The organism is Streptomyces sp. NPDC018947, from assembly GCF_044390505.1.
GTDB lineage: Bacteria > Actinomycetota > Actinomycetes > Streptomycetales > Streptomycetaceae > Streptomyces.
Genome location: NZ_JBIRZD010000002.1, coordinates 422,502 through 441,753 on the forward strand (window position 1 = coordinate 422,502; position 19,252 = coordinate 441,753).

18 protein-coding genes and 1 pseudogene are annotated in these 19,252 nt (G+C 73.7%); 2 read left to right on the plus strand and 17 right to left on the minus strand.

The annotated features are described in order from the left end of the window. Nucleotides 1-135: 135 nt before the first annotated feature. The 5 genes and pseudogenes from ACH499_RS06550 to ACH499_RS06570 form a co-directional block, all read right to left on the minus strand. The gene (locus ACH499_RS06550) at nucleotides 136-336 is read right to left on the minus strand and encodes a DUF5302 domain-containing protein (protein WP_356206420.1); all 201 of its coding nucleotides are present in this window, start codon (nucleotides 334-336) and stop codon (nucleotides 136-138) included. Nucleotides 337-416: 80 nt separating this feature from the next. Then, nucleotides 417-2,039, minus strand: a complete 1,623-nt coding sequence (abc-f, locus tag ACH499_RS06555) for a ribosomal protection-like ABC-F family protein (RefSeq protein WP_399014115.1) — start codon at nucleotides 2,037-2,039, stop codon at nucleotides 417-419. Nucleotides 2,040-2,270: 231 nt separating this feature from the next. Further along, complete coding sequence (locus ACH499_RS06560; protein WP_356206416.1) at nucleotides 2,271-2,696, minus strand: nuclear transport factor 2 family protein; 426 nt, start codon at nucleotides 2,694-2,696, stop codon at nucleotides 2,271-2,273. A gap of 119 nt (nucleotides 2,697-2,815) precedes the next feature. Next, nucleotides 2,816-3,556 (minus strand): Type 1 glutamine amidotransferase-like domain-containing protein, encoded by a 741-nt coding sequence (locus ACH499_RS06565; RefSeq protein WP_399014116.1) that lies wholly within the window; start codon nucleotides 3,554-3,556, stop codon nucleotides 2,816-2,818. Between the two features lie 127 nt (nucleotides 3,557-3,683). After that, nucleotides 3,684-4,076, minus strand: a pseudogene (locus tag ACH499_RS06570) (hypothetical protein); the annotation flags it as partial. Between the two features lie 92 nt (nucleotides 4,077-4,168). On the opposite strand from ACH499_RS06570, the gene ACH499_RS06575 reads away from it, so the two are divergent. After that, nucleotides 4,169-5,260, plus strand: a complete 1,092-nt coding sequence (locus ACH499_RS06575) for an ABC transporter substrate-binding protein (protein WP_399014117.1) — start codon at nucleotides 4,169-4,171, stop codon at nucleotides 5,258-5,260. A 100-nt stretch (nucleotides 5,261-5,360) separates the two neighbouring features. Here the strand turns inward: ACH499_RS06575 and ACH499_RS06580 are convergent, their stop codons facing one another. The 6 genes from ACH499_RS06580 to hsaA all read right to left on the minus strand — a co-directional run bounded on the left by ACH499_RS06580 (nucleotide 5,361) and on the right by hsaA (nucleotide 11,732). Continuing rightward, nucleotides 5,361-6,071 carry a VIT family protein gene (locus tag ACH499_RS06580; RefSeq protein ID WP_356206409.1) on the minus strand — a complete coding sequence of 237 codons (711 nt, stop codon included), beginning with the start codon at nucleotides 6,069-6,071 and terminating at the stop codon, nucleotides 5,361-5,363. 150 nt (nucleotides 6,072-6,221) lie between these two features. Further along, entirely contained in the window at nucleotides 6,222-6,674 is a 453-nt protein-coding gene (locus ACH499_RS06585) for a hypothetical protein (RefSeq protein ID WP_399014118.1), read from the minus strand. Between the two features lie 201 nt (nucleotides 6,675-6,875). After that, the gene (locus ACH499_RS06590; RefSeq protein WP_399014119.1) at nucleotides 6,876-8,576 is read right to left on the minus strand and encodes an FAD-dependent oxidoreductase; all 1,701 of its coding nucleotides are present in this window, start codon (nucleotides 8,574-8,576) and stop codon (nucleotides 6,876-6,878) included. Next, nucleotides 8,566-9,501, minus strand: coding sequence for a MaoC/PaaZ C-terminal domain-containing protein (locus ACH499_RS06595; RefSeq protein WP_399014120.1), 936 nt, complete (start codon nucleotides 9,499-9,501; stop codon nucleotides 8,566-8,568). Before ACH499_RS06595 ends, ACH499_RS06590 begins: the two co-directional genes overlap by 11 nt. Nucleotides 9,502-9,597: 96 nt before the next feature. After that, nucleotides 9,598-10,491: a VOC family protein gene (locus tag ACH499_RS06600; protein ID WP_399014121.1), complete on the minus strand. Its 894-nt coding sequence runs from the start codon at nucleotides 10,489-10,491 to the stop codon at nucleotides 9,598-9,600. 74 nt (nucleotides 10,492-10,565) lie between these two features. After that, the gene (gene hsaA / locus ACH499_RS06605) at nucleotides 10,566-11,732 is read right to left on the minus strand and encodes a 3-hydroxy-9,10-secoandrosta-1,3,5(10)-triene-9,17-dione monooxygenase oxygenase subunit (protein WP_399014122.1); all 1,167 of its coding nucleotides are present in this window, start codon (nucleotides 11,730-11,732) and stop codon (nucleotides 10,566-10,568) included. Between the two features lie 282 nt (nucleotides 11,733-12,014). On the opposite strand from hsaA, the gene ACH499_RS06610 reads away from it, so the two are divergent. Further along, complete coding sequence (locus ACH499_RS06610; protein ID WP_356206395.1) at nucleotides 12,015-13,469, plus strand: FAD-dependent oxidoreductase; 1,455 nt, start codon at nucleotides 12,015-12,017, stop codon at nucleotides 13,467-13,469. 74 nt (nucleotides 13,470-13,543) lie between these two features. Here the strand turns inward: ACH499_RS06610 and ACH499_RS06615 are convergent, their stop codons facing one another. The 6 genes from ACH499_RS06615 to ACH499_RS06640 all read right to left on the minus strand — a co-directional run bounded on the left by ACH499_RS06615 (nucleotide 13,544) and on the right by ACH499_RS06640 (nucleotide 19,199). Further along, nucleotides 13,544-15,106 (minus strand): FAD-binding protein, encoded by a 1,563-nt coding sequence (locus ACH499_RS06615; protein ID WP_399014123.1) that lies wholly within the window; start codon nucleotides 15,104-15,106, stop codon nucleotides 13,544-13,546. A 48-nt stretch (nucleotides 15,107-15,154) separates the two neighbouring features. Continuing rightward, complete coding sequence (locus tag ACH499_RS06620; protein WP_399014124.1) at nucleotides 15,155-15,604, minus strand: SRPBCC family protein; 450 nt, start codon at nucleotides 15,602-15,604, stop codon at nucleotides 15,155-15,157. Between the two features lie 20 nt (nucleotides 15,605-15,624). Then, the gene (locus ACH499_RS06625; RefSeq protein ID WP_399014125.1) at nucleotides 15,625-16,401 is read right to left on the minus strand and encodes an SDR family oxidoreductase; all 777 of its coding nucleotides are present in this window, start codon (nucleotides 16,399-16,401) and stop codon (nucleotides 15,625-15,627) included. Nucleotides 16,402-16,749: 348 nt separating this feature from the next. Further along, nucleotides 16,750-17,817 carry a 2Fe-2S iron-sulfur cluster-binding protein gene (locus tag ACH499_RS06630; RefSeq protein WP_399014126.1) on the minus strand — a complete coding sequence of 356 codons (1,068 nt, stop codon included), beginning with the start codon at nucleotides 17,815-17,817 and terminating at the stop codon, nucleotides 16,750-16,752. Next, complete coding sequence (locus tag ACH499_RS06635; RefSeq protein ID WP_399014127.1) at nucleotides 17,810-18,037, minus strand: hypothetical protein; 228 nt, start codon at nucleotides 18,035-18,037, stop codon at nucleotides 17,810-17,812. Before ACH499_RS06635 ends, ACH499_RS06630 begins: the two co-directional genes overlap by 8 nt. A 1-nt stretch (nucleotide 18,038) precedes the next feature. Next, a complete protein-coding gene (locus ACH499_RS06640; RefSeq protein WP_356206382.1) occupies nucleotides 18,039-19,199 on the minus strand; it encodes a Rieske 2Fe-2S domain-containing protein in 1,161 nt (386 codons plus the stop codon). Between the last annotated feature and the right edge of the window lie 53 nt (nucleotides 19,200-19,252).

Consider the following 19,252-nt stretch of genomic DNA (forward strand, 5'->3'; position numbering starts at 1 on the left):
GCCCCCCGCCGCGCCGGCCCGCGGCGGGGGGGGGGCCCCCGGCCCCGCCCCGGGGGGGGGGGCCCCCGGGGGGGGGCCGGGGGGGGGCGGGGGGGGGGGGGGGCGCCCCCCGCGGCCGGGTGTGGAGCGGGGCGGTCAGCCGGACTTGCGGCGGAAATTGCGGCTCTGGCCCTTGGGTCCGTTGAGCCCCTTGATCTTCGATCGCCCGTCCTGGTGGGCCTGCTGGGCCCGGCCCATGCGGGCCTTGCGCGCCAGCGCTTCCTGGAACTTGCGCTTGGCCTCGGACTCGGGGACCTCGGGGGTCTCGGGAGTGTTGTCCTGCGGGGTGTCGGTCATCGGGTTCCTCCGGTGCGGTCGGGGGCGGACAAGGACAACTGCATCAGCGTGACATCGGGGTGATCACGCCGCGAGTGCTTTCACCGGGCCGGGGGCCGGTTCGCGCCACGGCCCGTCAGGACGAGGCGGTCGCCCTCCCAGCGTCGGCGGAGGCGGCGGTCGTGGGAGACGAGGAGCAGGGTCCCGGAGTAGGCGGCCAGGGCCTCTTCCAGGTCTTCGATCACGGCCGGCGAGAGGTGGTTGGTCGGTTCGTCGAGGAGCAGGACGTCGCACGGGCGACTGAGCAGCCGGGCCAGGGACAGACGCTGCCGCTGGCCGGTGGAGAGTTCCGTGACGCGGGCCGTGAGGCGGTCCTCGGTGAACAGGCCGAGGGACAGCAGCCGCGCGATGTGGTCCTCGACGGTACCGGGGAAGCCGCGGGCGTAGGCCTGGAGGAGGGTTTCACCGGGGCGGCCGGGGCCGGGCTCCTGGGGAAGGTGGCCGATACGGCCGCGTCGGGTGACCTGCCCGCCGTCGGGGGCGAGGCGGCCGGCCAGGACGCGCAGCAGGGTGCTCTTCCCGGTGCCGTTGTCCCCGGTGATCAGGAGGCGGTCGCCGGCCTTGACGGTGAGGTCGGTGGGGGCCAGGCGGCCGGTGACACGGACGCCGGCGGCGTCCAGGACCGTGCCGCCGAGACGGCCGGAGCGCAGGACCGGCGTGAAACGCAGCGGTTCGGGCGGGACGGGGACGGGAGCGGCGAGGAGACGGCGCAGCCGCTCCTCGGCGTTGCGTACCCGGCCGGCCAGGGACTGCTGGACCCGGCCGGCGGCCCGGCCGTAGGCCATCTTGTTGCGGTCGGTCATGGCACGGCCGGGTGCCACGCGGCGCGCGGTGGTGGCGACCGCCTCGCGCTGCGCGGCCACCTCGGCCTCCCAGCGGGCGTGTTCCTGCACCCAGCGCTGCCGGGCCGCGGCCTTCTCGGCGAGGTAGCCGGAGTAGCCGTTGCCGTAGCGGGTCACGGTGTGGCGGTCGGCGTCGACCTCCAGGAGGGTGGTGGTGACGCGTTCGAGGAAGGTGCGGTCGTGGGAGACCGCGACGGTGGTGCCGCGCCGGGTGCGCAGGTGGTCCTCGAGCCAGGTCAGGGCGCTCGTGTCGAGGTGGTTGGTGGGCTCGTCGAGGAGCAGGACCTCGGGGGACGCGGCGAGGAGGCCGGCGAGGCGCAGCCGTACCTGTTCGCCGCCGGACAGGTCGCCGACGGGGCGGTCGCGCGGGAGGTGGTCCAGGCCGAGGCCGTGCAGGGCGCGTTCCACGCGGGCGTCGGCCTCGTAGCCGCCGCGCAGTTCGAAGGCGGTCGTCAGTTCGCCGTACTCGGTGAGTCCGGTGTGGTCGCCGTCGGACATGGCGCTTTCGAGTGCGCGCATACGGCGCTCGATGGCGCGCAGGTCGCTCAGCGCGTGGTCGACGGCCTGCTGGACGGTGTGGTGCGGCGGGAGCCGGCCGTCCTGCGGGAGGTGGCCGACGCCGCCGTCCGCCTGGACGACGACGTCACCGCTGTCGGGCCGCTCGACCTGGGCGAGCAGACGCAGGAGGGTGGTCTTGCCGGATCCGTTCTCCCCGATGATGCCGGTGCGTTCACCCGTGGTGAGGGTGCAGGTGACGGAGTCGAGGACGAGTCGGCCGTTGTACGACTTGGTGACGGCGCGGGCGCTGATCTGCGTGGGCAAGGAGGCTCTCCGGGGCGTTCGGGATCGGGGCGGCCGTGAGTGACCGCTGGGTCGGGTGAGCGTCCCGGATGAGCATGATCAGGTCCTCGGTGCGACGACTGTTCCGCCGCAGAGGCTTGCACGGCGGTGACGGCGGGGGCAAGCGAATTTGGAGGCCCGTACCGGGGTCGGCCCCGGAGCGGCGGGCCGGGACCGCGGGCGGGGGTGTGGCTCCCGCGGTCCCGGGGGGGGTCAGAGGTTGTCGCCCCAACCGCTCTGGATCATCGTCTGGAAGGCCCAGGTGCCGTCCCTGCGGACGAGGATGTCGGCGTAGTCCGTGTCGTACGTCCGGTCCCCGGCGGTGACGGTCGAGCGGGTGAACACCACGGCCATGGACGCGGACAGGAAGACCGGCGTGCGGGTGTTGTCGTACGTGACCTTCTGGCCGCCGTCCCCCATGACGCGGGTCATGGTGTCGACGAACTGCTCGCGGTTCCACTGCGCCGTCCTGCCGTTGCCGGCGGAGTCGTCGCTGATCAGGTTGAGCGGGAAGACGGCCATGGCGGCCATCCGGTCGATCTCGTTGTCGACGCAGAGCGCGTCGTACTCCTCGAACCAGGCGTCGAGACTCGCGCGGTCCTCGGCGGTCGGGGTGTAGCCGGTCTGGGGCAGGGTCACGCTGGCTCCTGTCGATCGACGAGACTCATCAAATTTGACTACCTGTTCTTGAGTATAAACAGATCCCGACGAGGTGCGGGCTCAGGGACGCACCGCGGCCCGGCCGACGGCCGGCGCGGTCACCGTCCGGGCGAGGTGAGCCTGCGCGGCTCGATGCGCTCCTCCACGGCCCCGTCCCCTTCCCTGACGACCATGTAGGCGCCCTTGCCCGGTACTTCCGTCACCGCCTCCGCCAGCTCCGTTCCGCGGTAGACCAGGCCGACCCCGTCGTCCGTGCAGTGAGCGGCGGGAAGGGTGCCGTCCGCCACGAGCCGGTGGATCAGCGGACGCCGGCCCTCGTCCGAGTCGTAGTGCACGCCGTTGCCGTACGGCAGGAAGCCGAGCCCGTTCGTGACCGGGCGCAGTTGGGGGCCGAACGAGTCGGTCGCGCCGCCCCGGAACCAGCACAGGGAGCCCGCGCTGACCCCGCTGAGCACGACGCCGGCCTGCCAGGCGCGGTGCATGACGCGGTCGAGGCCGTGCGCCCTCCACACCGCCAGCAGGTTGACCACGGAGCCGCCCATGACCCAGACCACGTCGTGGTCGAGGACGGCACCCTCGACGTCCTCGACGTTGGGCATGGGGAACAGGTGCAGCGGCGTCAGGTCGAATCCCGCCACCCGCGCGGCCTCGGTCATACGGGTCGTGAAGTGCTCGGCGTCCCCGATGGCGGTGCCGACGTACATGACGCGGGGACGCCGCCCGTGCACTCCGGAGAGGTCGACGGCGTGGTGCACCAGGGCGTCGAACATCACCCGGGTCCGCGCCCCGACCCGATGCCCGCCGGAGGTCGCGAGGATGGTGGGTTCCGATGCCGTCATGGGCATGATCGTACCGGTGGTGCGCGGGACGGCTCCGGCCGCCTCAGCGCCTCCGGGGCGTCCGTCGACTCGCCGCCTCCGGAGGGACCATGGGCTCCTCCACCGGCTGGTCCCGGCTCTCCCGGGCGGGGTCCGGAAGCGGGCCGAGGTGCTGGGTGACGCGCTCGCGCAGAAGGAGGTACTCCTCCTGGCGCCGCGGTGCCGGGCCGGGCGGCCGCTCGACGACACGCACGGCGGTGACGGTCTGCCCGCGCTGGAACTGCTCGCGCGTCAGGTCGAGTTCCACGCCGCTGGGCAGGCGGTTCCACCAGTGGAAGCCATGCTGCGCCCCGTCGAGGTGCACCTCCCCCAGGACGAGGTCGCCGCCGAAGAGGTCGTTGACGATCAGGGCCGTGATGTCGCAGTGGCCCCAGGCCGGATTGCCGGCCTGCCACTCGGCCCGGTCGTCGGGCGAGCAGGTGTCGGCGGCCCAGCTCGCGCGCAGGGCCCCGTCGAGGTCGAGCAGGTTCCATGTGGTCATCGCGCCAGCGTCGCAGCCGCCACTGACACCGGGTCCACCGCCGGGGCATATTCGGTTGCCCGCCGGCATCGGCCGTGTATGCAATGTCGCGCATGACCCCTCGGACACACCCCGCACCGTCCGCCCGCATCGGCGTCCTCGCTCCGCTGTCGCCGCCCGGATGGGCCGAGGCGGGGCGGCATCTGGTCGCCGGGCTCGAACTGGGCGTCCGGGAGGTCAATGACGGCGGCGGCATCGACGGCGCGCCGCTCGAACTGGCGGTCCGGGACACGGCCGCCGACCCGGAGCGGGCCGTGGCGGCCGTGGACGAACTGGCCGGTCTGGGCGTGGCGGCGCTGGCCGGCGAGTACCACAGCGTCGTCGCCCGGGCCGCGGCCGGCCGGGCCGACGCCCTCGGTCTGCCGTTCCTCTGCTCGTCGGCGGTGCTCGACGCGCTCACCGAGCGGCCGACGGAATGGGTGGCGCGCCTTCCTCCGCCGCAGTCCCGAGGCTGGCGGATCTACGCCGAGTACCTTTTCGGGGCGGGGCACAGCCGGATCGCCGTCGCGGCCCAGCCGAGTGCCTACTGGGCGGCCGGGACCCGCATCCTGAGGGACTTCCTGGCCGCACGCGGCGGCAGCCTGGTCGAGCTCGACTTGGGCGCGCCGACCCCCGCGGGCGTCTGCGACGCGCTCGCCGGGCAGGGCGCGACGGCGCTGCTGCTCCTGGCCGGCCACCCCGAGCCGGTGGTGCCCGTCGTCAGGGCCGTCCGCCGCGACGAGCGGCTCGCCGGTGTCCTGATCGGAGCTCCGGCCGGGCAGCCCGAACTCCCCTCCTGGGCGGACCTGCTGGGCGAGGAGGGCGCCGCCGTCCCGTTCCTGCGCTATCTGCCCGAGCGCCTGGGCCCCCTCGGCGCGCGGGTCGAGGCGGCCCTGCGGGAACGGCTCGGCGAAGCACCGTCCTTCGTCGCCTTCGAGGGCTACGACACCATCACCGTCCTCGCCGAGGTGCTGCGCTCGCACGGCACCCGACGCGAGCGCATCGCCGCCGCCTGGCCGGACGTGGCGGTCGAGGGCACTCGCGGGCCGATCCGGTTCTCCCGCACGCCGGGCATCGGCGTGTGGCAGTGGGCGTGGCCGCCGGTCCAGGTCGTCGACCGGGATCCGGCGCGGCCCGGCCGGTTCCGGGTGCTGCACAGCGGCTGACGGTGTGCAAGGAGGCGGTCGGGCTCAGGAGAGGGTGGCAGGCGTCGGGGATCGAGGCCGCGGGTCTTCCCGGAGCGCAGGCCCTCGCAGGCGGCGAGAACTACACCCCCGCGGCGTTCAGGAGGGCACCGGTGGCGTAGGTGACCGCCATGGCCAGCGCTCCGCCGGTGACGTTGCGGACGACCGCACGGCCGGGCGGAGCCGCTCCCAGCCGGGCACTCCCCCAGCCGGTCAGGACGAGTGCGGCCAGCACGCTGCCGACCGTGACCGCCAGTCTGGCGTCCGCGGGCGGCAGCACCATCGCCAGCAGGGGCAGGAGCGCGCCGACGGTGAAGGCCAGGAAACTCGCGCCGGCCGCGTGCCAGGGGTTGGTCAACTGGTCGGGGTCCATGCCCAGCTCCAGCCGCGCATGGGCGCGCAACGCGTCCCGCCGGGTGAGCTGTTCGGCCGCCGCCATGGCGACCTCCTCGCTCAGTCCGCGCTGCACGAGCAGGCCCGCCAGCTCCCGCAGTTCCGCTTCGGGGGCCTCGAGCAGCTCCTGCCGCTCGACAGTCAGCGCCGCCTTCTCCGAGTCCCGCTGGGTGGACACGGACACGTACTCCCCGGCGGCCATCGACATGGACCCGGCGAGCAGTCCGGCCAGCCCCGCGAGCAGGAGGGACGAGCGGTCACCGGTCGCGCCCGCCACCCCGACGATCAGACCCGCGGTGGAGACGATGCCGTCGTTGGCGCCGAGGACCGCCGCCCGCAGCCAGTTGAGCCTGGTGCCCAGCGAACCGCCGTGGGACTCGCCGGATGTCGCATCTGCCATGGCGGCGAGGATGCCACTCGAGCCGCCGCGCGGGGCCGGCAACATTCCAGAGCCGCCGGGACTTCCCCCGGCTGACCGCCGTCCGGCTGCGGGAGACGGGCCGGCCCCGCGGCCTTCACGGGCCGCGGGGCCGGCCGGCGGCGAGCCGGGTCAGACCTCGTACAGGTGGACGGTGACCGACCCGTCCTCACCGGTGATGGTGTAGTCGCCCCTGCCCTCGAACGGCACGCAGCCGGCGGCGAGTTCGTCGTCGGCGTTGATACCGGTGTCGTCCTCGCCCACGTAGGCGCACACCGCCGTCACGGGATGGTCGACGAACCGCGTCTCGTAGGGACGGAAGTCCGGGTAGCGCGGCAGCGTCGGGGTGTTGACGTCGACGTCCGGGTGCTCCCACAGCGCGGTCTGCTGGCCCCAGGGCGCCTGGAGGAAGACCTTTCCGTAGGGCTCGGGCAGGTCGTTGTCGTCGCGCTCCTGGGGGTTGGAGAAGTCGATCGAGTACAGGACGGGTCCGGGTACCGCCTGGGCGGAACCGGCCGCCGCTCCGAGCAGCAGCAGCGATGCCGAAGCGACGGCCACCAGCCGGCCCACGATGTGGGAACGCATCCCTCTCCCCTTTCACTTTGCGTAGCCGTTCGACTACGGAGAAGAAGATAGGGCGCTCGAAGACCTCCTCCGCCTGCGGCGATGGCCAAACCACTCGGCGGGCTGAGGCGGACGCGCACGTCGTGTCCGCTGTACCACCACTGCGTGCGCTGCCCTTCCGGACGGCTCACCCGGGCGCTCGGGGCGACGCGGGCGCCGGCTTCACACCCGTCCCGCGCCCCGGGCGATGTGGTCGGCCGCGAGCCAGCCGAAGGTCATGGCGGGGCCGATGGTCGCGCCGGGGCCCGGATAGGTCGCGCCCATGACGGCGGACGAGACGTTGCCGGACGCGTACAGTCCCTCGATCACCGTCCCGTCCTCCCTCAGCACCCGGCCCGTGGCGTCGGTGACCAGGCCGCCCTTGGTGCCGATGTCGCCCGGGTGGACCGGCACGGCGTAGAAGGGGCCCCGTTCCAGCGGCGCCAGGTTGGGGTTGGGCAGGGTCGGGTCGCCGTAGTAGCGGTCGTAGACGCTGTCCCCGCGGTGGAAGTCCTCGTCGCGTCCGGCGCGGGCGAAGCCGTTGAAGCGGTGCACGGTGGCGCGCAGCCGCTCGGGGTCGGCGCCGATCCGCACGGCCAGTTCCCCGACGGTCCCGGCCTTCTTGACGAAGCCGCTCTCCAGCCATGGCCGGGGGAACGGCTGGCCCGGGAACAGCCCCATGAAGAGGTAGCGGGACTTGGCGGTCGCGTCGAGGACGAGCCACGACGGGACGGTGCGCGCACCGGGCCGGTCGGCCGCGTACATGGCGTCGACGAACCGGTGGTAAGGGGCCGCCTCGTTGGCGTAGCGTTCGCCCGCCGAATCGACGATCACCATGCCGGGGATGCCGCGCTCGGCGACGAGGAAGAACGGTCGGCCCCGGCCCTCTTCCGCGCCGGACGCCGGGGGGACCACCACGGAGGGCGCGCCCCACACCCGGTCCATCAGGTCGACCGCGGCGCCGACGGCCATGCCCGCCCGCAGCCCGTCGCCGGTCTGGCCCTCGGGCGCGGAGCTCCAGTCGGCGGAGGTCGGCGCGGGCAGGTACTTCTCGCGCAGCTCCTGGTCGTGGGAGAAGCCTCCGGTGGCGAGGACGACGCCGCCGGTCGCCCGGACGGTCACCTCCCGGGCCCCGGGGAGGGCGACGCGGACGCCGGTGACGCGGCCGTTCTCCTCCACCAGCCCGGTCAGCGGCGCGGACAGCCACAGTTCGCCGCCCAGGGCGTCCAGCGAGTGCCGCATCCGGGCGATCAGGGCCTCGCCCAGGGAGAGCAGCTTGCGTCCGGAGAGCAGCGCCCCGACGGCGCGGGCGCCGACCCTCGCGGAGGTCAGCTTGCCGGCCCAGGTGCGCCGGACCATGTTGAGGTGGCGGAAGTCCTTGGAGGTGATGGTGAGTCCGCGCGTGGGGAGCCCGGACCGCCGCATGGTGGCGCGCCCGCCGGGCGAGAGCTTGTTGAAGTCGAAGACCCGCGGTTCGACGGAGCGGCCCTGCGGGAAGCCGCCGAGTTCCTCGGGGAAGTAGTCGGGGTAGCCGGGGGTGTACATGAACCGCACGGCCGTCCGGTCGTGGAGTTCCCGCACCATCCGCGGCCCGTGCTCGAGGTAGGCGTCCTTGCGGGCGGCGGGGACCCGGTCGCCGACGGTGGCGTCCAGGTAGGCGCGGGCCTTCTCGCGGGTGTCGCCGAGGCCGGCGGCGTCCAGGTGGAAGTTGCCGGGCACCCAGATGGCGCCGCCGGACAGGGCCGTGGTCCCGCCGTACAGCCCGGTCTTCTCCACCACGAGGACGCTCAGTCCGCGCAGCCGTGCGGTGAGGGCGGCGGCCATGCCGGCGGCGCCGGACCCGACCACGACGACGTCGTAGGAGTGGTCCCATTCAGTGCTCATGCGAAGGTGCGGTCCTCTCTGGTGCTGCGGTCCTCTCCGGTGCCGCTGCCCTCGCCGGTGCCGCGGTGATCCGGGCGTCGGTGAGGACGGGGGCGTCGTCGCGCTCCGCGGCCGTGGCTGTCAGGCGATACCCGTCACCGGTCTCCCACACGCGCAGCCGCAGCGTCTCGCCGGGGAAGAACACCCCGGCGAAGCGGGTGCGGCACCCGGTGACGCGTGCGGCGTCCCCGCCGAGCAGGCGGTCGGTGACGGTCTTGACCGCCATCCCGAAGGAGCACAGTCCGTGCAGGATGGGCCGGTCGTAGCCCGCGCGGCGGGCGGTGGCGGGGTCCGCGTGCAGCGGGTTCCAGTCCCCCGCCAGCCGGTAGAGCAGCGCCTGTTGGCGCAGGCTCGGGACCTCGGCCGTCAGGTCGGGCTCCCGGTCCGGCACGGGGAGGCGTGCAAAGGGGCCGCGGTCGCCGCCGAAGCCGCCCTCGCCGCGTACGAAGATGTGGTTGCGCTGCGTGATCAGCGGCTCGCCGTCCTCGTCGAAGAGGGTGGACTCCTGCACGACGACGGCGGCGGTGCCCTTGTCGTGGACGGCCGGCACGTGGGTGACCGTGGTTCCCCGGGCCGCGGCGGGCAGCGGACGGTGCACGGTGATCTCCTGCCCGCCGTGCAGTACCGAGGCCAGGTCGATGTCCATACCGGGCAGGTCGAAGACCTGGAAGCCCACTCCCCCGCCGCCGCCGGCGACGACGCCGAAGGTGGGCAGTACCTGAAGGCCCCGCTCGTGCCGTTCGTAGACGTACCGCAGTTCGGCGGGGTCGGTCTCCGGGACGCCCGCGCCGAGGGCCAGGTGGTAGAGCCGCACCTCGCGGTCGTCCCACACCGCGGGGGCGTGCACGGGCGGGGCGGAGGTCACCTTCTCGACGTCGATCGGCATGGGGAGCGGGTTCCTTCGGGTTCGGTGTGGGCGGTGCGCGCGGGGGCGGCGGTGGTCATGGCGCGTCCGGACCGGCCGGACGCGCCCGGCCGCCGGTCAGCCGTTCCAATGGTGTCCCCAGATGCTGTCCGCGGTGATCTCCTTGGCGACCCAGGTGGCGGGGTCGACGATCAGGCCGTCCCAGCCGTACTCGACCTGGAATCCGCCGGGGGCCTGGGCGTAGAAGGAGACCATCCGGTCGTTGGTGTGGCGGCCGAGGCTGGAGGCGATGGGGATGCCGGCGGCGTTCATCCGGTCGAGGCCGCGGCCCACGTCGTCGAGGGTCTCCAGTTCGACCATGAAGTGGACGATGCCCGGCGGCAGCGGGGCGGGGTACAGACCGAGGCTGTGGTGCCGCCGGTTGGGGCTGAGGAAGTGCATCAGGTGGAAGTCCCGCTCCTCGGTGGCCGTCGGCACGGCCTGCGGCGGGAGCTTCATCGAGTCGCGGAGCTGGAAGCCGAGCAGGTTCTCGTAGAAGTCCAGCGCGGCCTCGACGTCGGGCACGGGCAGCACCACGTGGCCGAGTCCCAGGTCCCCGGCCACGAAGCGGTTGCCGTACGGGGTGCCGAGCGCGGAGTGGTCCTGGGCCTGGCCCCAGTAGATCTCCAGCGGGTTGCCGCAGGGGTCGGTCACGTGGATGAGGTCCTGGACCCGGCGCTCGGCGAGTTCGGCGGCGTCGGCGCTCTTGACGGCGAATCCGGCGGCCTCCAGTTCGCGGGCGGCCGTCGCGAGCGCGGCGGCGTTCGCCACCTCCCAGCCGGCCGCGAGCAGCCGGTCGCTCGTGCCCGCCCGGACGGCAATCCGGTAGGAGCGGTCGTCGATGCGGAGGTAGAGGGTGTCCTCGGTGCTGCCGGAGGCTTCCACCATGCCGAGGACGTCGAGGGTGTAGGTGCGCCACTCCTCCAGCTTGGTGGTCTCCAGGCGGAGGTAGCCGAGCGCGCGGATGTCCATCGTGACGGGCCTTTCTGTTGAGGGGCGTTGGCTGCGGGAGCGGTGGAGCGGGGCGGCCGGTATCCGCGCGGGCGTCAGAACATCGTGTCCTCGATGACGAGGCCGAGGGATGCCTGGCCGAACAGGAGCAGGGCGCGCTCGGGGTCGTTGGCGGCGTGGCCGCGGCCGGTGTGCGCGTCGCGCCAGGCCCGCTGGACGGGGCTCGGACCGGTGCGCATGGCGCTGCCGCCGGCGTTCTCCATCAGCAGGTCGAGTGCCGCGACCGCGCGTTCGGTGGCGAGCACCTGGTCGCGGCGGGTGCGGGTGCGCAGCGTCGTGGGGAGTTCCTCCCCGCGCCGGGCCAGGTCGTACATCTCGCCGATGTTGCGGGTCAGTTGGAGCCAGCTCGCGTCGATGTCGCCGGCGGCGCGGGCGATGCGCACCTGGGCGAAGGGGTCCTCGGCGACCTTCTGTCCGTAGGAGACGCGGAAGCGGCGCTTCGTCGCCTCCACGTAGGACTCGAAGGCGCCCTCGGCGATACCGACGATGGGGGTGGAGATGGTGGTGGTGAACACCCCGGCGTACGGCAGCCGGTACAGCGGCTCGGCGTTCAGCTCGTGGCCGGGGACCTTCAGGGCGGTGACCGGGCCGAAGCTGAGGGCGCGGTGCTCGGGGACGAAGACGTCCTCCACCACCACGTCGTTGCTGCCGGTGCCGCGCAGGCCGACGGTGTCCCACACGTCGTCGATGCGGTACTCGGTGCGGGGGATCAGGAACGTCCGCATGTCGACCGGGTTGCCGTCGGCGTCCGGGACGAGGCAGCCGAGCAGGGCCCACTGGGCGTGGTCGCAGCCGGAGGAGAAGTGCCAGCGCCCGGAGAGCCTGAAGCCGCCGTCGACCGGGGTGGCCTCGCCGGTGGGGGCGTAGGAGGAGGCGATGCGGGTCCTGGGGTCCTCGCCCCACACCTCCTGCTGGGCCCTCGGGTCGTACAGGGCCACGTGCCAGGGGTGGACGCCGACCACCGAGGCGACCCAGCCGGTGGATCCGCAGGCCTTGGCGATCTCCTTGACGGCCGAGTAGAAGACCAGCGGGTCGGCGGCCCGGCCGCCGAAGGCCTTGGGCTGCAGGAGCTGGAAGAAGCCGGTGTCCTCCAGTTCCTTGATGGAGGTGTCGGGCACGCGGCGCAGCTTCTCGGCCTCGGCCGCGCGTTCGCGCAGCGTCGGGGCCAGGGCGCGGATCGCTTCCAGCACGTCTTCGGCCATGGAGGGACCCCTCTCGGATCACGGTGGCGGGCGTGGCAGGACCGTACGCCGTGCTCGCGCGGCGACGACATGCGCTGATCCCACTGAGCGGGAAGCCACGGAGGTTCCGCCCGGCGCCGAGGGGGCCTTGGGGGTCGGTCGCGCCGGCCGAGCCCGACCCCGGGGCGTCCTGGCCGTGCGCGGCGACGGTGTTTTCCCGGTCATCGGGAGCTTCGTCCTGTGCCGCGCGGTGCCGCCGCCTACGCTCCTGCACTCTTTCCACGAGGCGAGGGGAAGGTCGGCATGAGACCGTACGCAGCAACCGAGATCGGCAACTGGGACCTCACCGCGGACGTGGTGATCGCCGGATACGGCGTGGCCGGTGCCTCGGCCGCGGTGGAGGCCGCGCGGACCGGGGCGGAGGTGCTGGTGCTCGAACGGGCCGGCGGCTGGGGCGGGGCCGCCGCCCTGGCGGGCGGCTTCGTCTACCTGGGCGGGGGCACCGGCCTCCAGCGGGCCTGCGGATTCGACGACACACCGCAGGCCATGGCCGCGTTCCTGATGGCCGCGATGGGGCCGGGGGCCGACCCGGCGAAGATCACCGCGTACAGCGAGGGCAGCGTCGCCCACTTCGACTGGCTGGTCGGATGCGGGGTCCCGTTCAAGCCCGTCTTCTACGGCGAGCCCGCCTGGGAGCCCGCCGCCGACGAGGGCCTGATGTACTCGGGCGGCGAGAACGCCCATCCGTTCGACGAGATCGCCGCGCCCGCGCCCCGGGGTCATCTGCCGCGGATGGAGAACAAGCGCACCGGGGAGCGCGGTGGCGGCTACATGCTGATGAAGCCCCTGGTGGAGACCGCCGGCCGGCTCGGGGTGGAGGCCCGCTACGGGGTGCGGCTGGACGGGCTGGTGACCGAGCGGGACGGCACGGTGTGCGGGGTGGTCGCGCGCAGCTTCGGCGAGCGCGTCACGGTACGGGCCCGGCGCGGTGTCGTCCTGGCCACGGGCTCCTTCACCTACAACGAGGTCATGCTGGCCGCGCACGCCCCGCTGCTGGTGGGCCGGCCGGGTTCGGCGGTCGAGGAGCACGACGGCGTCGGTGTGCGCCTGGCGCAGGCGCTGGGCGCGGGGGTCGCGCACATGGACGCCTGCGAGGTGGCCCTCCACATGGACCCGCAGTATCTGATCCGCGGCATCGTCGTCAACGGCCGGGGGCAGCGGTTCGTCAACGAGGACACGTACCCCGGGCGGATCGGCCAGGCAGCCCTCTTCCAGCAGGCGAACCAGACGTTCCTGGTGCTGGACGAGGAGGGGTTCGAGGAGGCCCGCCGGGTGTCCGCCGCGCCGGAGGTGCTCCAGTTGCGGCCGGCCTGGGTGTGCGGGACCGCGACGGAGCTGGCCGCGGAGGCGGGGCTGCCGCCCGGTGCCCTGGAGGCGACGCTCGACGTGTACAACCGCCATGCCGAGCAGGGCCGGGACCCGCTGCTGCGCAAGGCCGCGCGCTGGCTGCGGCCGTTGCGGGGGCCGCTGGGTGCCGTGGACCTGCGGGGCATGACGTCGGGGTTCGCCCTGGGCGGGCTGACGACCGGCCTGGAGGGGGAGGTGCTGCACGTGGACGGGGAGCCGATCCCGGGGCTGTACGCGGCGGGGCGGGCCACGGCGGGCATCGCGGCCTGGGGGTACGCGAGCGGCGCCTCGCTCGGTGACGGCAGCTTCTTCGGCCGCAGGGCGGGGCGCGCGGCGGCGCTACGGCGGTAGGAACGGGTACGACGGCGGCCGGCTCCCGTCCGTTCCGTGACGGGGGCCGGCCGGCGGCTGTGGGCGTGGTGGGCCTACGCGTCGTCGCGCGCCGCCATGTCGGCGGCGGCCAGGTGGCCGAAGACCATGGCGGAGCCGATGGGGACGCCGGGGCCGGGGTAGCTGGGGCCGGACACCGAGGCGGCGGTGTTGCCGGCCGCGTACAGGCCGGGGATCACGGTGGCGTCCTCGCGCAGCACCCGGGCCCGGGTGTCGATGCGCACACCGCCCTTGGTGCCCAGGTCGCCGAGCACGATCTGCACGGCGTGGAAGGGACCCTCCCCGATCGGCACCAGGCAGGGGTTGGGGCCCTCGCCCCGGGCGAAGAAGCGGTCGTAGGGGTCCTCGCCCCGGTGGAAGTCCGCGTCGACCCCGTCGGCGGCGTAGGTGTTGAACGTCCGCACCGTGGTGCTCAGTGTGCCGGTGTCCACGCCGATGGCGCCGGCGAGGCCGTCGAGGGTGTCGGCGGTGCGCCACAGCCCGGCCTCGGTGAAGGCCTTCCGGTCGGCGGGGACGACGGTGATGCCGGGCAGTTCGTCGCCGAAGCGGCCGTCGAAGACCCACCACACGGGGTTGTCGGGGGTGGTGCCGGCCTTGGCCGCGAGCATCCGGCGGCCCATCCGGTCGTAGGGCAGCGACTCGTTGGCGAAGCGGCGGCCGGTGCCGTCCACGAAGATGCCGCCGTGCAGGCCCAGGGTGAACGCGGCCGTGCCGTCCGGGAAGCGCAGCGAGGGGCACCACCAGGACTCGTCCAGCAGGCCGGTGGCGGCTCCGGCGTCGACCGCCGCGAGCAGGGCCTCGCCGGTGTTGGCCCCCTGAGGACCCATGGTCCAGTCGGCCCCGTGCAGGCCCTGCCAGTCGCGGCGCAGGGCGGCGTTGCCCTCGAAACCGCCGGCGGCGAGCAGGACACCGCGGCGGGCCCGGATCCTCGTGACGCGGCCGTCGCGCAGGGCCTCGGCGCCGACGACGCGACCGTCCTCGGTGATCAGCCGGCGCAGTTCGGTGCGCAGCAGGGTGCGGCCGTTGCCGGTGGACTCCAGGGCGAGGAGCAGCCGGCCGATCAGGGCCCGTCCGTCGGTGAGCGGCCCGTCGCCCGGGGGCAGGCCGAGCCGTTCCGCCCATGCCGGGGGGCGTACCGCGTCCAGGAGGGCGTGGGGCGCCTCGGGTGCGGGCAGGTCCACGGGGAAGACGGCACGGCCCGCGTCGAAGCGGCCGGGAGCCGCGAAGTAGTCGGGGAACGGGCGGTACTCGAAGCGGACATGGGGGTTGTCCTCGAGGAACGCGACCGTGCCGGCGGCGTGGTCGAGGTAGGCGTCCTGGAGCTCGTGGGGCGTGCTCTCGCCGACCACGGCGCGGAAGTAGGCACGCCCGAGATCGGCGGAGTCCTCCAGTCCGCCCCGTGTCTGCGCCTGGTTGCCCGGCAGCCACAGGCCGGCGCCGGCGTAGGCGGTGGTCCCGCCGAAGTGCTCCGTCTTCTCGACGACCAGCGTGTCCAGTCCGCGGGCCGCCGCGCCGTACGCACCGGTGAGCGCGCCGCCGCCGGATCCGGCCACGAGTACGTCGCACTCCTGGTCCCAGGTGTCGTCTGTGTTCGCCATCTCGTCCCTCGGTGGTGGTGGGTTGCGTGTGGGGCCGTAGCGCGGTGGTCAGTCCCGGGCCCGGGCGAAGCGGGTGCGCAGGGCTTGGAGTCCGGTGGCGTAGGTGCCGTCGCCGATGAGCGACTCGACCCGGGGCACCAGCTCGTCGGGGCCGTGGTAGACCGCGGACCAGTGGACCTCGGCGCCGTCGGCGTGGGGGCGTACGGCGAGGGTCGCCACGTAGTCGCCGAAGGGGAGGACCAGCGGGTCGAGGAGGGTGTAGCGGTACCAGCGGGCGTCGGCGTCGCGGTCCAGCAGGCGTTCGCGGGCGACGATCTCGCCGTCGACCGTGAAGACACGTACGGCGCCGGGGAGTTCGGGGTCGGCGCCGTCCTCGACGGTGGACGGGGGCAGGTGCGGGTGCCAGTCGGCGAGGCCTCCGAAGTCGCCGACGGCCGCCCACACCTCGTCCGGGGCGGCCGGGAGCACGGTGGAACGCTCGATGCTGTGCGGGGTCATGGACGTCTCCTCGGGGGTGGTCACCAGGTGCCGTCGCCGCGCAGGACCGCGTCGGCACCGCCGTCGGCGAAGACGACCTGTCCGGTCACGTGGGTGTTGTCGGGTGAGGTGAGCCAGGCGATCAGGGGGGTGATCCGTTCGGGGCGGGCGTGGCCGTGCAGGGGCATCGGCACGCTCTGCTCGACGAGCTTCAGCATGTCGGGGTCGTCCAGCAGGGGCCGGGTCATCGGGGTGAGGACGACGCCGGGGGCGACGACGTTGAGCGGGATGCCGGCGCCGGCCCACCGCGGGGTCACGGCATGGCGGCGCACCCAGCGGGAGACGGCGGCCTTGGAGGAGGAGTAGACGAGTTGGCCCTCCCCCCGGTCCACGGCCGCCCGGGAGGCCGCCACCGCCCTCTCCTCGTCGTCGGCGAGCGCGGCGTCCACGATCGCGGGGTCGGTCGGGTGGACGGAGTCGATGGAGCCGATGACGAGGGCCCGGGGGTCCGTGCCGGCGGCCAGCAGGGGGCGCAGGCCGTCGAGGGTGGCGACGGCGCCGAAGTGGTTGACCTTGACGGTGAGCGGGTCGGGCTGTGCGACGCCGGCGCAGGCGACGACGCCGTCGAGGCGGCCGCCGGTCAGTTCTCGGGCGCGGGCGGCGAGTTCGTCCCGGCCCTCGGCGGTGGACAGGTCGGCGCGGATGTCGCCGGAGGCGAGGTCGGCGCCGATGACGGTGTGCCCCCGCGCACGCAGGAGGGCCGCGGTGGCCTCTCCTATGCCGGAGGCGGCGCCGGTGACGAGGTAGGTGCGGGGCATGGCGGGCTCCTTCGGGGACGCTGGTGGTGGCGTGGGGGTGGGTACGGCTGTGCCCGGCACGGTGCGCCGGCATCGCGGTGGCCTCGCCGCGCGGCCCGCGTCTTCGCGGTGGGACGACCCGGCGGGGCTGCGGGTTCGCCCGCCGCGGCAGGGTTCGCTGTGGCTGTCTCCGCGCGGCCCACGTCTTCGCGGTGGCAGGCGGACCCGGGCGGGAGCCGTGGGTTGCCCGCGCGCCGGAAAGGGTCCGCGGTGCCTGTCGCGGCGGAGGCCCGGTGGGGTTCCACGACCGCCACGGTGGGAGCCGGCGGCGCCGCTCCCGTCACGGCGGGATCGCGTCCGCTCCCGCGCTCAGGTGTACGTGATCCCGACCCGGTCGGTGAGCGGCACGGACTGGCAGGCCAGGACGTAGCCCTCGGCGAGGTCCTGGTCGTCGAGGATCTCGTTGCGGAGCATCTTGACCTCGCCCGTCACGACCCGGCAGGTGCAGGCGCTGCACGCGCCCTCGCGGCACGAGTACGGGGCGTCCACCCCGGCGGCGAGGAGCACGTCGAGCAGGACGGTGCCCTGCGGCCAGGCGACGGTGTGCGTCTCGCCGTCGAGTTCGACGTCCGCCGTGGTGCCCGGCCCGGCGGACGCGGACTCCTCCCCGGCCGCGGACGCCGGTACGTCGAACACGTCGCCGCTCAGCGAGAAGAACCGCTCGCGGTGGATCCGCTCGCCGGGCACACCGAGGGTGCGCAGGGCCTGTTCGGCGGCGTCCATCATCGGTCCCGGACCGCACACGAACGTCTCACGGCCGGCGTACGGCGCGAGCGCGCCCGCCAGCCGGTCCGCGACGGGCAGGCCCTGGAGCGACTCCAGCCAGTGGATCACCAGCAGCCGGTCCGGGTGGGCCTCGGTCAGCCGCCGCAGCTCGTCGCGGAAGATGACCGAGCCCTCGTCCCGGTTGGCGTACAGGAGCGTCACCCCGCCCCGCCCCGCCGCGAGCGCCGACTTGGCGATGGACAGGACCGGGGTGATGCCGCTGCCCCCGGCGACGAGCAGCAGGTCCGCGTCGAGGTCGGACGGGGTGAAGGTGCCGGCCGGCGGCAGCACCTCCAGTTCGTGTCCGGCGGCCACCCGGTCGCACACCCAGTTGGAGCCGTATCCGCCGGCCACCCGCTTGACGGTGACCTTCAGCGGTTCGCCGGTGTGCGGTGAGCTGGCGAGGGAGTAGCAGCGGGCCGCGGACCGGCCGTCCGCGCCGGGCAGCTTCAGGGTCAGGAACTGGCCGGGGCGGTAGGCGAACCGGTCGGCGCCGTCCTCGGGTGCCTGGAGCACCAGGGTGTGCGCGTCGGCCGTCTCGGCGACCACGTCGACGACGCGCAGCCGGTGCGTGCGCGCCCCGGGCGCCGGCCCGGGCACGGAGTCAGACATCGAGGACCTCCAGGGTGCCGTCCTCGACCGCGCGGTCGATGCTGTCGCGCAGCGGCCGGCAGGTCCGGATCCGGGCGGTGGTCCCGCCGCCGGTCACCTGCCCCCGGAACTCCGCGCAGGCCACGGCCGCGTCGGTGGTCCACTGCACCGAGGTGTGGGCCAGGCTGAACTTCTCGCACAGGACCTGGTTGCCGCAGGTCGCGCACTCCACCGGCTGCATGTCAGTCTCCGGTTCCCGTCGTGTGCTCCGCCGCGCGGCGGGCGAGGTTCTCGGCGACCTCGGCCCGCCAGGACTTGTTGGCCCGCTCGGTGTCGACCTCGAACTCGAAGCGGCGTGTCATCTCGTCCTTGACGTCGGCGACGTCGACGTAGAACTGGTCGTACCAGCGGCGCAGTTGGTAGACCGGGCCGTCCTCCTCGGTCAGCAGCGGGTTGTCGATGCGGGTCTTGTTCTGCCAGATCACGATGTCCTGCTCGAAGACGTCGTCGAAGCCGCCGGCGGTCATGCGCGCAGCCTCGACCGCCTGCTCGTCGGTCATCCCGGGGAGCCGTTTGACCATCGCCCCGTACTGGAGCACGAAGCTGTTCTCCGTGACCGGGTAGTGGCAGTTGATCAGGACGATCTCCATCTCGGTGCCGCCGCCGACGTCGCTGTAGAGGTAGTCGATCATGTAGGAGGGGCCGTAGTAGGAGGCGTCGGAGCGCAGGCGCCCTGCCGCCGCTGGGCCCGTCTCGATGTCGCCGCGTGGGCTGCTCTCCATGTACTGGGTGGCGATGTGCCCGTCGAAGACGTTCTTGAAGTACTCGGGGAAGGCGTAGTGGACGTAGAAGAAGTGCGCCATGTCCACGACGTTGTCGATGATCTCGCGGCAGTTGGAGTTCTCGACGAGCAGGGTGTGCCAGGTCCAGTCGCTCCACTGGTCCGCCTCGGGGCCGTGGACGCCGGCGATCTCGGGGATGGTGACCTCGGGCGGCGGGGGGTTGCCCTCCGGGTCGTTCCAGACGAAGAGCTGCTTGTTGCGCTCCAGGGTGAGCCAGGCGCGGGTCTTGGCGCGGGGCGGGACCCGGCGGGCGTAGGGGATGCCGACGCACCGGCCGTTGCCCGCCCAGCGCCAGTCGTGGAAGGGGCAGGCGACGGCGTCGCCCTTGACGCTGCCCTGGGCGAGGTTGCCGCCCATGTGCGGGCAGTAGGCGTTCAGGACGTGCAACTGCCCGTCCTCCTCGCCCTGGAAGACCACCAGCTTGGTGCCGAACGCGTCGATCTCGTGCGGCTTTCCGTCCTTGAAGCTGTCGGCGAGGCCCAGGCAGTGCCAGCCCCGGGCGAAGCGGGTCGGCGGCGTGCCCGCCTCGATGACCCGGACCTCTTCATTGAGCGCAGTCATCTCGTCCCTCCGATGTCTTGGGGGTGCTACGGCTGTGTCGGTCGGTCGTGCCG